Origin of the sequence: Pseudomonas sp. Leaf434 (assembly GCF_001425545.1) — a bacterium.
GTDB classification, from domain to species: domain Bacteria; phylum Pseudomonadota; class Gammaproteobacteria; order Pseudomonadales; family Pseudomonadaceae; genus Aquipseudomonas; species Aquipseudomonas siliginis.
Window position 1 is genome coordinate 2,546,505 of the sequence record NZ_LMQZ01000001.1, and the last position, 14,266, is coordinate 2,560,770.

Genomic DNA, 14,266 nt, shown 5'->3' on the forward strand with positions numbered 1-14,266 from the left:
TGGCCCCAAAGCGCCGGCAGACGATTCGGCGCATGAATCGCCAATAAGGGGACGCCTGATGAGCCCAGCCGAATTACACGCCGACAGCATCGTTATCGACGGTCTGATCATTGCCAAATGGAACCGCGAGCTGTTCGAAGACATGCGCAAGGGCGGTCTGACGGCGGCCAACTGCACTGTGTCGGTGTGGGAAGGCTTTCAGGCGACCGTGAACAACATCGCTGCCAGCCAGAAACTGATCCGCGAAAACAGCGACCTGGTGATGCCTGTGCGCACCACCGCCGACATCCGTCGCGCCAAGGAACAAGGCAAGACCGGCATTCTCTTCGGCTTCCAGAATGCCCACGCTTTCGAAGACCAGATCGGCTATGTCGAGGTGTTCAAGCAGCTCGGCGTTGGCATCGTGCAGATGTGCTACAACACCCAGAATCTGGTCGGCACCGGTTGCTACGAGCGTGACGGCGGCCTGTCAGGTTTCGGTCGCGAAATCGTTGCCGAGATGAACCGCGTCGGCGTCATGTGCGACCTGTCCCACGTCGGTTCCAAGACCTCCGAAGAAGTCATTCTCGAATCGAAAAAACCGGTCTGCTATTCGCACTGCCTGCCGTCGGGTCTCAAAGAGCACCCGCGCAACAAATCCGATGCAGAGTTGAAGTTCATTGCCGACCACGGCGGTTTCGTCGGCGTGACCATGTTCGCGCCGTTCCTCGCCAAGGGCATTGATTCGACCATCGACGATTACGCCGAAGCCATCGAATACACCATGAACATCGTCGGCGAAGACGCCATCGGTATCGGCACCGATTTCACTCAGGGTCACGGCCAGGACTTCTTCGAATACCTGACCCACGACAAGGGCTACGCCCGCCGCCTGACCAGCTTCGGCAAGATCATCAACCCGCTGGGCATCCGCACCGTCGGCGAATTCCCCAACCTCACCGAAACCCTGCTCAAGCGCGGCCATTCCGAGCGCGTGGTGCGCAAGATCATGGGTGAGAACTGGGTAAGCGTTCTTAAGAACGTCTGGGGCGAATAACGCTTTCTCAAGACCGCCGCCGATCTGCCCCCTCTCCTGAGGGAGAGGGCTGGGGTGAGGGCCGCGGCCAACACTGAACCATCATTTTTCTGGAGTTAAGTTTCCATGGCCAAGATCGCCCCGCAATTGCCTATCGAAGTCGACAGCGAGACCGGTGTCTGGACCTCCGACGCCCTGCCAATGCTCTATGTGCCGCGTCACTTTTTCGTCAACAACCACATGGGCATCGAGGAAGTGCTCGGCGCTGAAGCCTACGCCGAGATCCTCTACAAGGCCGGCTACAAATCCGCCTGGCACTGGTGTGAAAAGGAAGCCGAATGCCACGGCCTGGAAGGCGTCGCGGTGTTCGAGCACTACATGAAACGCCTGTCGCAGCGCGGCTGGGGTCTGTTCAAGATCCAGGACATCGACCTCGACAAAGGCACCGCCAGCGTCAAGCTCGAGCACTCGGCGTTTGTCTATGTCTACGGCAAGGTCGGGCGCAAGGTCGACTACATGTTCACCGGCTGGTTCGCCGGTGCCATGGATCAGATCCTCGAAGCCCGTGGCAGCAAGATCCGTACTGTGGCCGAACAAGTCTACGGAGGCTCCGAAGAGGGCCACGATGACGGCTTGTTCATCGTCAAGCCGTTGTAAGCCGAGGACCGTGCCATGGCTTTCGAAGCAATGTTCCAGCCGATCCAGATCGGCAAACTGACCATCCGCAATCGCGTGCTCAGCACCGCGCACGCCGAGGTCTACGCGACTGACGGTGGCATGACCACCGACCGCTACGTCAAATACTACGAAGAGAAAGCCAAGGGCGGCATCGGCCTGGCGATCTGTGGCGGTTCGTCCGTGGTGGCGATCGACAGCCCGCAGGAATGGTGGAGTTCGGTCAATCTGTCCACCGACCGGATCATTCCGCACTTCCAGAATCTGGCCGACGCCATGCACAAGCATGGCGCCAAGATCATGATCCAGATTACCCACATGGGCCGGCGCTCGCGCTGGGACGGCTTCAACTGGCCGACCTTGATGTCGCCCTCGGGCATCCGTGAACCGGTGCACCGCGCCACTTGCAAAACCATCGAGCCGGAAGAGATCTGGCGAGTGATCGGCAACTACGCCCAGGCTGCGCGCCGGGCCAAGGCCGGTGGCCTCGATGGCGTCGAACTGTCGGCCGTGCACCAGCACATGATCGACCAGTTCTGGAGCCCGCGCGTCAACAAGCGTACCGATGAATGGGGCGGCAGCTTCGAAGGGCGGATGAAGTTCGGCCTGGAAGTGCTCAAAGCCGTGCGCGCCGAGGTCGGTGACGACTTCTGCGTGGGCATGCGCCTGTGCGGTGACGAGTTCCACCCGGACGGCTTGTCCCACGAGGACATGAAGCAGATCGCCAAGTATTACGACGACACCGGCATGCTCGATTTCATCGGCGTGGTCGGCTCGGGTTGCGACACGCACAACACCCTGGCCAACGTGATTCCGAACATGAGTTATCCACCGGAGCCGTTCCTGCATCTGGCTGCCGGGATCAAGGAAGTGGTCAAGGTGCCGGTGCTGCACGCGCAGAACATCAAGGACCCGAACCAGGCCACGCGCATCCTTGAAGGCGGTTACGTCGACATGGTCGGCATGACCCGCGCACACATCGCCGACCCGCACCTGATCGCCAAGATCAAGATGGGCCAGATCGACCAGATCAAGCAGTGCGTCGGCGCCAACTATTGCATCGACCGCCAGTATCAGGGCCTGGACGTGCTGTGCATCCAGAACGCCGCGACCTCCCGTGAATACATGGGCGTGCCGCACATCATCGAGAAATCCACCGGGCCGAAACGCAAAGTGGTGGTCGTTGGTGCCGGCCCGGCCGGGATGGAAGCCGCACGCGTGGCTGCCGAGCGTGGCCACGACGTCACGCTGTTCGAGAAAAAAGACTTCATCGGCGGGCAGATCACCACCGCATCGAAAGCACCGCAGCGTGACCAGATCGCCGGCATCACTCGCTGGTTCCAGCTGGAACTGGCGCGGCTGAAAGTCGATCTGCGCCTGGGCACGGCGGCGGATGCCGACACCATCATGGACCTGCGTCCGGACGTGGTGGTGCTGGCGGTCGGCGGTCATCCGTACCTTGAGCAGAACGAACACTGGGGCGCGGCCGAAGGGCTGGTGGTCAGCAGCTGGGACGTGCTCGACGGCAAGGTTGCGCCGGGCAAGAACGTGCTGGTCTACGACACCATCTGCGAGTTCACCGGCATGTCGGTGGCCGACTTCCTCGCCGACAAGGGCAGCCAGGTCGAGATCGTCACCGACGACATCAAACCGGGCGTGGCCATCGGCGGCACGTCGTTCCCGACCTATTACCGCAGCATGTACCCGAAAGAAGTGATCATGACCGGCGACATGATGCTGGAGAAGGTCTACCGCGAAGGCGACAAGCTGATCGCGGTGCTGGAGAACGAATACACCGGCGCGAAAGAGGAGCGGGTGGTCGATCAGGTGGTCGTCGAAAACGGCGTACGCCCGGACGAGGAAATCTACTACGCGCTCAAGGACGGCTCGCGCAACAAGGGCCAGATCGACGTCGAAGCGCTGTTCGCGATCCAGCCGCAACCTTCGCTGAGCGAAGCGGGCGACGGCTACTTGCTGTTCCGCATCGGCGACTGCGTGGCGCAGCGCAACACACACGCCGCGATCTATGACGCACTGCGGTTGTGCAAGGATTTCTGACGGCTTGCACCAAACCCTGTGGGAGCGAGCCTGCTCGCGAATGCAATCTGTCAGTTGACGATGATGTCGACTGACTCACCGCTTTCGCGAGCAGGCTCGCTCCCACAGTAAAGCGGATCGTGTTTCTCCAGGTTGCACTGGTGGGAGCTTCACCTATGTTGAACACCCTTCTTCCAATCCTGTTGTTCGCAGCCCTGGGCCTTGCTGTCCTCGGCGCGTTGCGGCGGATGAACATGTGGCGCCGGGGGCGGGCGGCGAAGGTCGATCTGCTCGGCGGTCTGCTGGCCATGCCCAAGCGCTACATGGTCGACCTGCATCACGTCGTCGCGCGGGACAAATACATTGCCAACACCCACGTCGCCACGGCGGGCGGTGCGGTGGCGTCGATTGTGCTGGCCATTCTGGTGCACGGTTTCGGCCTGCATAACCGCATCCTTGGCTACGCCTTGCTGCTGATGTCGGCGGTGATGTTTGTCGGTGCGATCTTCATGTACCTGCGTCGGCTCAATCCGCCTGCACGTCTGTCGAAAGGCCCGTGGATGCGCCTGCCGAAAAGCCTGCTGGCCTTCTCCGCGTCGTTTTTCCTGGTGACCCTGCCGGTGGCGGGGATCCTGCCGGAAAACTTCGGCGGCTGGGTGCTCGCAGCCATCCTCGGTGTTGGCGTGCTGTGGGGCGTGTCGGAACTGTTCTTCGGCATGACCTGGGGCGGGCCGATGAAACATGCCTTTGCCGGTGCGCTGCACCTGGCCTGGCACCGTCGCCCGGAACGCTTTGGCGGCGGGCGCTCGACCGGTCTGAAACCGCTGGACCTGAACAATCCCGATGCGCCGCTGGGCGTGGAAAAACCCAAGGATTTCACTTGGAACCAGTTGCTCGGTTTCGACGCCTGCGTGCAGTGCGGCAAGTGCGAAGCGGCTTGCCCGGCCTTCGCCGCCGGACAGCCGCTGAACCCGAAAAAACTGATTCAGGACATGGTCGTCGGCCTCGCCGGCGGCACTGACGCGAAGTTCGCCGGCAGCCCGTATCCGGGCAAACCGATCGGCGAGCATGGCGGCAATCCGCATCAACCGATCGTCAACGGTCTGGTCGACGCCGAAACCCTGTGGTCGTGCACCACCTGCCGCGCCTGCGTCGAGGAATGCCCGATGATGATCGAGCACGTCGATGCGATCGTCGACATGCGCCGGCATCTGACCCTGGAAAAAGGCGCTACGCCGAACAAGGGCGCCGAAGTCCTCGAAAACCTGATCGCCACCGACAACCCCGGCGGTTTCGCCCCGGGCGGGCGGATGAACTGGGCAGCGGACCTGAACCTCACTCTGCTCAGCGAAAAGAAATCCACCGACGTGCTCTTCTGGGTCGGCGACGGCGCGTTCGACATGCGCAACCAGCGCACCCTGCGTGCCTTCGTCAAAGTGCTGAAGGCAGCGAAAGTCGACTTCGCTGTACTCGGTCTTGAGGAGCGCGACAGCGGCGATGTGGCCCGCCGTCTGGGCGACGAAGCAACGTTCCAGCAGCTCGCCAAACGCAATATCCAGACGTTGGCCAAATACAGCTTCAACCGCATCGTCACCTGCGATCCGCACAGTTTCCATGTGCTGAAAAACGAGTACGGCGCCTTCGACGGCAACTATCTGGTGCAGCACCACAGCACCTACATGGCCGAGATCATTCAGGCCGGCGCGCTCAACCTCGGGCAGCACAAAGGCAACAGCGTGACCTATCACGATCCGTGCTACCTGGGCCGCTACAACGGCGAGTACGAAGCGCCGCGTGAAGTGCTGCGTGCCCTCGGCATTGAAGTCAAAGAGATGCAACGGTCCGGCTTCCGCTCGCGCTGCTGCGGCGGCGGTGGCGGCGCGCCGATCACCGACATTCCGGGCAAGCAGCGCATCCCCGACATGCGCATGGAAGACATCCGCGAAACCGGCGCCGAACTGGTGGCGGTGGGTTGTCCACAGTGCACGGCGATGCTCGAAGGCGTGGTCGAACCGCGTCCGCTGATCAAGGACATCGCCGAACTGGTGGCCGACGCGCTGCTCGAAGACGCCGCGCCAAACAAGCCTGCCAGCCCGGCCAAACGTGAACCTGCGGAGGTGCACTGATGAGCGACATTATCCGCCGCGACCCGCGCGCCGAATGGATTGCGCGCAACCGCCTGCATCCGCTGCACGCGGCGATGCAACCGGCGCAACACAGCTGGATGGGTCCCAATGGCGTCATCCGCAAGAATCTGCACGGCATGGGTTTTATCGGCCCCAACGGCATCAAACGCATTGACCGCAGCGGCGCGCAGCAGGGTGGGGCGGTCAAACGCTCGGCTGCTGTTGAAGTGCAGTTGCCGCTGCATCAGGTACCGGCCCCGGCGTTCTACATCAGTGTGGTGCCGGATATGGTCGGTGGTCGCCTGAGCAGCCACGACCGCGATCTGCTCGGCCTTGCTCACCAACTGGCCGGCACCGATGGTGCGGTGCTCGCCGTGGTGTTCGGCGAGCATAAGGAAAGCGCTTTCGAAACCGCTGGCGTCGATCGCTTGCTGGTGCTTGAAGGCGAGGAATTCAGCGGTTATGCACCGGAGCAACGGGTGCAGGGTTTGCGCGCTGTGGATAACCAATTCAACCCGCGTCACTGGTTGCTGCCGGACAGCCGCAGCGGTGGCGGCGAACTCGGCCGACGCTTTGCTGCAGCGCTGGGTGAGCGTCCGGCCACGCGGGTCTGGCAGGTCAAGGATCAGGAGTGCATCGGCCGCGCCGGGGCCGGATTGCAAGACCTGGCGCGTCCAGTGGCGCGGTTGATTCTCGCCGCTGCCGAATGCGCAGAACCGGTCAGCGAAACTCGTCACGAAGCGTTGCCAGTGGAGTTATCCACAAGCGTCGCGCGCAGCTTGTCGCGAATCGAAGATCTCGGCGCAGTGGCGGTAGATCCGGCGGCGATTCCGATGGCCGAAGCGGAGTTCATTTTCTCCGGCGGCAACGGCGTCAAGGACTGGAAGTTGTTCCACGAAACGGCCGCAGCCCTCGGCGCCACCGAAGGCGCTTCGCGGGTGGCGGTGGACGACGGCTTCATGGCGCGCGATCGTCAGGTCGGCGCGTCCGGCACCTGGGTCACCGCGCGGGTCTATGTGGCTGTGGGTATCTCTGGCGCGATCCAGCACCTGCAAGGCATTGGCGCCTGCGACAAGGTGGTGGCGATCAACCTCGATCCGGGTTGCGACATGATCAAGCGTGCCGACCTCTCGGTGATCGGCGAAAGCGCAGAGATTCTGCAAGCGTTGATCGAAGCGGTCGCGGCTTACCGCAACGAAGCCAAGCGCGATGCGGCGTAAGGAAACCCTATGAACACGAACGTTATCAGTCTGGTTTCAATCGGCGCTCACCCGACCTCAGGTCGGCCACGGCGCGCCGATCAGGATGCGCGCGCGGTGGAACTGGGCCTGCAATTGGCTGGGGATAACCTGCAAGTGCTGCATGCCGGTGATGTTGCCGAACCGGCCCTGCGTGCCTATCTCGGCATGGGCCTGGAACAGCTGCATGTGCTGGAACAACCCGCCGGCGCCGATGCATTGCCGGCGCTGACCGCGTACCTGCGTGATGCCGGGGCGCAAGTGGTGCTGACCGGCAGTCAGGCGGAAACCGGGGAAGGTTCGGGGATGTTGCCGTTCCTCCTGGCCGAAGGCCTGGGCTGGCCGCTGGTGGTGGGCCTGGCGCAGGTCGAATCAATCAATGACGGTTCGGCGCTGGTCCTGCAAGCGTTGCCGCGCGGGCAGCGACGCCGCTTGAAGGTGAAACTGCCGTTTCTGGCGACTGTGGATAACGCCGCCCCCAAGCCTCGGCAGAGCGCGTACGGCCCGGCGCGACGGGGCGAATTGGCCGCCGATGACGTTGAAGTTGTTGAGGACCAATTGTTGGCCGTCGCCACGCTGCAACCGGCCAAGCCACGACCCAAGCGCTTGAAGGTGATCAAGGCCAAGAGCGGCGCCGACCGGATGAAGGCCGCGACGGCCAAGGCCAGTGGTGGCGGTGGGCAGGTGCTCAAGGGCGTTACCGCACAGGCTGGGGCTGAAGCGATTCTGAAGTTGCTTATTGAAGAAGGCGTTGTCCGCTAGTCACCTCTTCCTGGCATGGAATAACCACTGTGGGAGCGAGCCTGCTCGCGAAAGCGGACTGTCAGCCGACACATGCATCGACTGACCCGACGCCTTCGCGAGCAGGCTCGCTCCCACATTGGCATTTCTCCACCGCCAATCTGTACTGCTTACCCACAATCGCTGTTGGCGAAGCTGTGGATAACGTGTTCGCCCTTCCGCGCACCCCACGCCGTTCAAGCCTTCCAGCCATAAGATCAAAAAACGATCAGTGTAACTCACGGATTTAACGGGCTTTTCACTCGGTATTAATCGAGAAGTTGCCCCCAATCTCTGTTGGCGCTTCTGTGGATAAGATGTTCGTTACCAGCTGTAGGCCATATGGAGCAGGGCTTACATGGGTTTGATCAATTATTGATCAAATGTGATCCCCGGGGGCCAAGAGCTGTTAACGCGAAGGGTTTTTCCCCAGTCACAGGTGTTTTTCCACAGGAGATTGAAAGTTGTCCCCGATCTCTGTTGGCGCTTCTGTGGATAACATGTTCGCTACCCGCTACAGGCCTCTGAATACGTGTTGTGTACGAGTGTGATCAAAAAACGATCAATTGTTTTGAGAAACCGCGATTCAGCATAAGTCACGATTTTTCTTTGCAAATCAGCAGGATATTTTTTGAGTCATCCACAGTTACCCCCATTTGCTGTGGGCGGGTATGTGGATAACTTGTTTGCGGAAGGCTGGAGGGCTTGGTGGGTATGGGTGCGAGGGTGGTTGATCGGAAATTGATCAGCTGGAAGATGTAGCGTGGGTCAGGGCGTCTTCGCGAGCAGGCTCGCTCCCACAGGGGAATGCATTCCACCTGTAGGAGCTGCCGCAGGCTGCGATCTTTTGCTCTTGATCAGCCCTGAACCGGTACGCCTTTGAGGTAAGGCGCTGGCTCAGCCCCGAGGTTGTTCAACATCCGCTCGCTGTACCAGTCGACGAAGTTGACCACGCCGAATTCATAGGTTTTGGAGTAAGGCCCCGGCTGGTAAGCGGTGGAGTTGATCCCGCGCTGGTTTTCCTCAGCCAGGCGCCGGTCCTGATCGTTGGTCGCATCCCACACCTGGCGCATGCGCTCGACGTCGTAATCGACACCTTCCACCGCGTCCTTGTGCACCAGCCACTTGGTGGTGACCATGGTTTCCTGGGCGCTGATCGGCCACACGGTGAAGACGATGATGTGATCGCCCATGCAGTGGTTCCACGAGTGCGGCAGGTGCAGGATGCGCATCGAGCCCAGGTCCGGGTTCTTGATGCGGCCCATCAGTTTCGCGCAGCCCTGTTTGCCGTCGAGGGTCATCGACACGGTGCCCTTGAGCAGCGGCATACGCACGATACGGTTGCGCAAGCCGAAACTGGCGTGAGCGTAAGGGATCTTTTCCGCTTCCCAGGCAGCGGCGGAGGCGGCGACGTGATCCTTGAACGCCTGATCGGCGCGCGGGTCGGTGACGTCGTCCCATTCCAGCAGGGTTTTCAACAGTTCCGGGTGCGATGCGTTGCAGTGGTAGCACTCGCGGTTGTTTTCCAGCACCAGTTTCCAGTTGGCCTTTTCCATCAAGGTGGTGGTGATCGCCACCTTGGTGTTCTCCATGTCGTACGGTTCCATGTAATGGTTGAGCGTCGACAGGAAGTCATCGATGGCCGGGGGGTTCTCTGCCAGGCTGATGAAGATGTATCCGCCAGCGGTTTTCACGTTCACCGGTTTCAGGCCGTACTGCTTCATGTCGAAGTCGGCGCCCATCTCGGTGCCGGCGAACAGCAGGCGACCGTCCAGTTCGTAAGTCCACTGGTGGTAATGGCAGACCAGTTTGGCGACTTTGCCTTTTTCACTGGTGCACAGGCGCGAGCCACGGTGGCGGCAGACGTTGTGGAACGCGTGCACAACGCCCTCGGCGCCACGAATGACGATGATCGGGTTCTTGCCGACCTGCAGGGTCAGGTAGTTGCCCTTGGCCGGGATCTCGCAGGTCATGCCGGCGATCAACCATTCCTTTTGGAAGATCTCCTGCATATCGATATCGAACAGGCGCTCGTCGCTGTAGAACGGTTGCGGCAGGGAAAAGGTGCGCTCGCGCTCCTGCAGCATTTGTGCGGTGGCCTTGCGTGCGGGTTCCAGCGGATCGCCCAGGCTTATTTTTGCGGTGACGTCCATCGATGTAATCCTCATGGCCCTCTGCGTGGCCGGCGAAAGTGGCTGATCAGGTGTGCTGCAAAACGGTTGCTACGCAAGGTGTAAAGAAGTCGTCTTGTGTTGGGGCGAGTGTGGGGCCGGCGCTGGGGGGAACCTTATCCATGCGCGACATGGCGCAATCTGTTCCCGACGCGCAAGCCCCGGTGTTCAAGGGCTGGTCGCGATAAGTATGTCAATGTCGCGGATAGGTAAACGCACGGTCTGCGCTATACGCAGAATCGCCGACAAGAGGCCGACAGTCGGCCGTGGAGAACAGCATGTCCAACAGCTTCCTGAATCCGGTCACCACCCAGACCTGGGCCAATGGCCGACACATTGTCCGTTGCGTCAAAGTCATCCAGGAAACCTGGGATGTGCGCACCTTCTGCTTTATGGCCGACCAGCCGATCCTGTTCTTCTTCAAGCCGGGGCAGTTCGTCACCCTGGAGCTGGAAATCGAAGGCCAGCCGATCATGCGCTCCTACACCATCTCCAGCTCGCCGTCGGTGCCGTACAGCTTTTCGGTGACGATCAAACGCGTGCCGGGCGGCAAGGTCTCCAACTGGTTGCACGACACTTTGCATGAAGGTCAGGAGCTGGCGGTGCATGGCCCGGTCGGGCTGTTCAACGCCATCGACTTCCCGAGCCCGAAAGTCCTCTACCTGAGCGGCGGCGTCGGCATCACCCCGTGCATGTCGATGGCGCGCTGGTTCTACGACACCAACGCCAACGTCGACATGACCTTCGTGCACAGCGCACGGTCGCCGAAAGACATCATTTACCACCGCGAACTCGAGCACATGGCTTCGCGGATCGATAACTTCAGCCTGCACCTGATCTGTGAAAAGCACGGCCTCGGTGAGCCATGGGCCGGTTATCGCGGTTATCTGAATCACAAGATGCTCGAACTGATAGTTCCGGACTTCCTCGAACGCGAAGTGTTCTGCTGCGGCCCGACGCCGTACATGACTGCGGTCAAACGCTTGCTGGAAGCGGCCGGCTACGACATGTCGCGCTACCACGAAGAATCCTTCGGCGCCACGCCACCCGAGGCCCGCGCCGACGCGGTGGAACAGGCCGAACAAGCCGCCGATGCGCCGGAAATCGACGCCGCGGATCTGCATCAGGTGGAATTCACCGCCTCCGGCAAAAGCATTCGCGTCGGCCCGGGCGAAACCGTACACGCAGCCGCCGCCAAGCTCGGCCTGATGATCCCGAAAGCCTGCGGCATGGGCATTTGCGGAACGTGCAAGGTGATGAAACTGGGCGGCGAAGTGGAGATGGAGCACAACGGCGGGATTACCGAGGACGACGAGGCGGAAGGGTTTATCCTGTCGTGCTGCAGCGTGCCGAAGGGGGATGTGCGGATTGAGTTTTAAATAGGCATGAACTTGGGTCGATCTCCTAAATGAGGAGATCGACCGGGAAAGTGCAATTTCAAATCAGCCCGAACAAAGCGAGCAGGCCGAAGCCCACAAAGGCAAAGCCAAATATTTGCTGGTATTTATTCAGTTTGAGCAGGTCGCGTTTGAGTGTTGGCGGGAAATTCTTAACGTCTCTTGCGCTGACTTTGCCTTGGGAAATGTACCGTGCGGGTTTTTTGAGGATGCCGAAAATTTCACCCAACATATAAATACGTCCCCCCAGGCCCGCTTGCCATAACATGAGCAAAGACGATGTGATTGAACTGCGTTTTAGGCTGTTTAGGATCGTTTCCAGTCTTCTCTTGGCGGTATAAAGTAAAATTCCATTTACCACTAAAAGACCTGCGAAACTCACCAGTGTCATAATCACTATGGGATCTTTTACGATATTGTTAATTTGATCAATGGATGAGCTTATTCCCAAGCACATCATGATTGCAAAAAATATGAAAACCAGTCTATATAAAATAATTAAGTTCTTTCTAAGCTTTTTTGGAAAGTTTTCGAAGTCGTTCGCGCAAAGTTTTCCGGTGTGAATGTAAAATTCAGGGTTTCGCATGATGTCGAACACTTCTCCCATCATGTAGATTTTGCCCCAAAGACCTCCATGCCAAAGCATTATCAGGCTGCTTGAAATCGAACTGTTCATGAGATGGTTCAGTATGGTTTTGGTTTTTGTTTTTGCGACATACAACATCACTGCTATTAAACTAAATATGCCGACGAAGTCTACAATACCAATCAACAAGAATATTTTCTCTGAAGTGCGAAGAGTCATCTAACAGCCTCGTATACTTTCTCTGCGATCCGTTCGCCGCCTTTCTCGCCCAAAGTCCCGCCGGCGTAATTTCCGAGTCCTGCCAGTAGCGCACTGCAAAGTACAGTGCCAAGCCCGCCTGTCGGGAGGCCAGCGCCTACGCAAATCGTTGAGGCAGTCAAGCTTACGAGCGCGCCGGCAACCATTCCGCCACCCACACCACCCAAAAAGCTTCCGCTCTCCGTGAACTTCACCTTTTCACATGACTCCGCGCTTCCGTGCATGCAGACATCCTGCACCTTTAAGGCGGAGGCGCCACCACCCACCGCTGTACCGATCCAGCCGCCATATTTAACGTACTGTGATGCTTGGCTGACTGCCCGAATATGCGTGGCATAACCTGGGTTCTGGCCGATTCCGCCGGCTTTTCGCCAGCGGTGCACAAGATAGGGATGATCAATGCCTAGACTGGTCTTCAGGCTCGGGTAATCGGGTATGCCCATACTCTGCCGGGTGAACCGATTGAGTTGGACGTCCAGCTTTTTGAGTAATTGGTCACGCTTGTTTATGAATTCTTCAGAGACCCGGTGGCTTTTTACGTCCAGCGTATGAACATGCAACTTCTCAAGATCTGCGAGAACATTTTTTATGCCATCCAGATGATTGGCTGCCATGGCCGTGACGACCCCGATCACTTTTGATTCATAGGCAAGTGCGGTCTGGATCACGCCATAGTGCTGCGCCATGAAATCCGCTTCTTCCACGGTCAGCGGTTCCAGCGTCGCACTGACGAAACGCGCGGTCTGCATCAGCAATGCTTCCTCGTATGTGCATTGCTGATTGTCAGGGTCGCTCAGCACGATCATCGAACCGGCTTTAATCATGTCCGGGGTCGGATTCAAACTTCTGAATCTGGCGATGACATTCGGGTTGGCGGAGGGGAGCAGTTGTGCCTCAAGCTTCTCGGCGACAATGCTTTTCGGCACGATGTAAAAACCCGGCTCCGATGGGGCCGGACGATCTTGCGGCCAGTGCTCGCTGGGGAAGAACTTCAAGTCGTTGACGGGGTGAGGGCTGCGCGCGGTGCTGCTGTTATTAACGCGCGCCACTCTGAGGTTCTGCTGATGAATCGCGCGCAGCAACCTGTCTGGATCGGAGCGCGAGGCAGGCTGCCTGAGCATCGATAACGGGCGTTTTTTTACCGCTTCATGAATGGCACCTTTGGTGCCGCGTACCAGAACTCTGGATTGGTTCAGAAGATGACGCTGTTCCTGTGCGAGGGCGTCAAGGCCCATGTCCGCTGAAAGGCGGCCGCTGGCGACATCATCGACAATGCCCTTGGCGAAGCGCGCGACCTCCTGATTGAACTGCACGCGCGCACTGCCGAATGCCAGATGATGTGAGCCGACTGTCTGTGCCTGTCCGAGCAGCTTGCCGGCAACGTGTCGAACGTCGCTGAGACCATGGCGCTGATCGCTCAACCTTCTTCGCCCCACGAGGCATGGCCGCTGGTCCCGGCGAGGTGATGCACCCAGCTGATGCCACGATAACGAATGGCGACCTGCTCCTGAGGTTCCGCGTCGTTGTGCAGAATGACGTGGGGCATATCCAGGTTCAGTTCGGTGAGCACCGCACCGTCGATCGAGACAGAAAAGTATTTTTCCTGCTGACCCTGAGGGGAGGTTCTGTAGAAGTTGATCTTGCAGTCGATCTCTTCACGGTTGGCCAGTGCCTGGGCCAGCAGCGGTGAAGATTTGTCGACGACTTTGGTGACAATGACCGGCGCGTGGGTGGCTCGGTGAGAGTTGTCGAGGTTGGCGAGGTTGTGGCTGTACGACAGCACCATGATTTCATCGGTGTGTGCCGCCTGATATCTGTTGCCCACCGAATCAGGCGTTGAGCAGCCTGCCGAAATCAGCCCTTGGGTCTTGCCCGTGATCGTCATGTAGCCGGGAATTGCCATCGCGTGCGCTCCTTGAATCGGGAGCAAGCAGTCTATGGCGGGATTTTCTTGCTTTCTGTAGGCCTTGGTGTAGGCCGATT

At 59.5% G+C, this 14,266-nt stretch carries 11 protein-coding genes; 7 read left to right on the forward strand and 4 right to left on the reverse strand.

Annotation, left to right across the window (positions count from 1 at the left end):
- Positions 1-58: 58 nt before the first annotated feature.
- The 6 genes from ASG55_RS11395 (at position 59) to etfB (ending at position 7,853) form a co-directional block, all read left to right on the forward strand.
- Positions 59-1,036 carry a dipeptidase gene (locus ASG55_RS11395; protein WP_024014597.1) on the forward strand — a complete coding sequence of 326 codons (978 nt, stop codon included), beginning with the start codon at positions 59-61 and terminating at the stop codon, positions 1,034-1,036.
- Between the two features lie 105 nt (positions 1,037-1,141).
- Positions 1,142-1,672, forward strand: coding sequence for a 4-vinyl reductase (locus ASG55_RS11400; protein WP_039757633.1), 531 nt, complete (start codon positions 1,142-1,144; stop codon positions 1,670-1,672).
- A gap of 15 nt (positions 1,673-1,687) precedes the next feature.
- Positions 1,688-3,748: a dimethylglycine demethylation protein DgcA gene (dgcA, locus tag ASG55_RS11405; RefSeq protein ID WP_056786533.1), complete on the forward strand. Its 2,061-nt coding sequence runs from the start codon at positions 1,688-1,690 to the stop codon at positions 3,746-3,748.
- 155 nt (positions 3,749-3,903) lie between these two features.
- The gene (dgcB, locus tag ASG55_RS11410) at positions 3,904-5,853 is read left to right on the forward strand and encodes a dimethylglycine demethylation protein DgcB (RefSeq protein WP_056786537.1); all 1,950 of its coding nucleotides are present in this window, start codon (positions 3,904-3,906) and stop codon (positions 5,851-5,853) included.
- Complete coding sequence (gene etfA, locus ASG55_RS11415) at positions 5,853-7,073, forward strand: electron transfer flavoprotein subunit alpha (RefSeq protein ID WP_056786539.1); 1,221 nt, start codon at positions 5,853-5,855, stop codon at positions 7,071-7,073. Before dgcB ends, etfA begins: the two co-directional genes overlap by 1 nt.
- A 9-nt stretch (positions 7,074-7,082) precedes the next feature.
- The gene (gene etfB, locus ASG55_RS11420; RefSeq protein WP_024014592.1) at positions 7,083-7,853 is read left to right on the forward strand and encodes an electron transfer flavoprotein subunit beta; all 771 of its coding nucleotides are present in this window, start codon (positions 7,083-7,085) and stop codon (positions 7,851-7,853) included.
- A gap of 875 nt (positions 7,854-8,728) precedes the next feature.
- Here etfB and gbcA read toward each other — a convergent pair.
- Complete coding sequence (gbcA, locus tag ASG55_RS11425; protein WP_016772823.1) at positions 8,729-10,024, reverse strand: glycine-betaine demethylase subunit GbcA; 1,296 nt, start codon at positions 10,022-10,024, stop codon at positions 8,729-8,731.
- A 296-nt stretch (positions 10,025-10,320) separates the two neighbouring features.
- On the opposite strand from gbcA, the gene gbcB reads away from it, so the two are divergent.
- A complete protein-coding gene (gbcB, locus tag ASG55_RS11430; RefSeq protein WP_056786541.1) occupies positions 10,321-11,421 on the forward strand; it encodes a glycine-betaine demethylase subunit GbcB in 1,101 nt (366 codons plus the stop codon).
- A 58-nt stretch (positions 11,422-11,479) separates the two neighbouring features.
- Here gbcB and ASG55_RS11435 read toward each other — a convergent pair whose 3' ends face one another.
- From ASG55_RS11435 to ASG55_RS11445, 3 genes are read right to left on the reverse strand one after another with little or no spacing between them, the layout of a single operon-like run.
- On the reverse strand, positions 11,480-12,244 hold the full coding sequence (locus ASG55_RS11435; RefSeq protein WP_056786545.1) for a hypothetical protein: 765 nt from the start codon (positions 12,242-12,244) through the stop codon (positions 11,480-11,482).
- Complete coding sequence (locus ASG55_RS11440) at positions 12,241-13,704, reverse strand: hypothetical protein (protein ID WP_056786548.1); 1,464 nt, start codon at positions 13,702-13,704, stop codon at positions 12,241-12,243. Before ASG55_RS11440 ends, ASG55_RS11435 begins: the two co-directional genes overlap by 4 nt.
- Positions 13,701-14,186 (reverse strand): Hcp family type VI secretion system effector, encoded by a 486-nt coding sequence (locus ASG55_RS11445; protein WP_056786550.1) that lies wholly within the window; start codon positions 14,184-14,186, stop codon positions 13,701-13,703. The genes ASG55_RS11440 and ASG55_RS11445 overlap by 4 nt, the downstream gene beginning before the upstream one ends.
- Positions 14,187-14,266 lie beyond the last annotated feature (80 nt).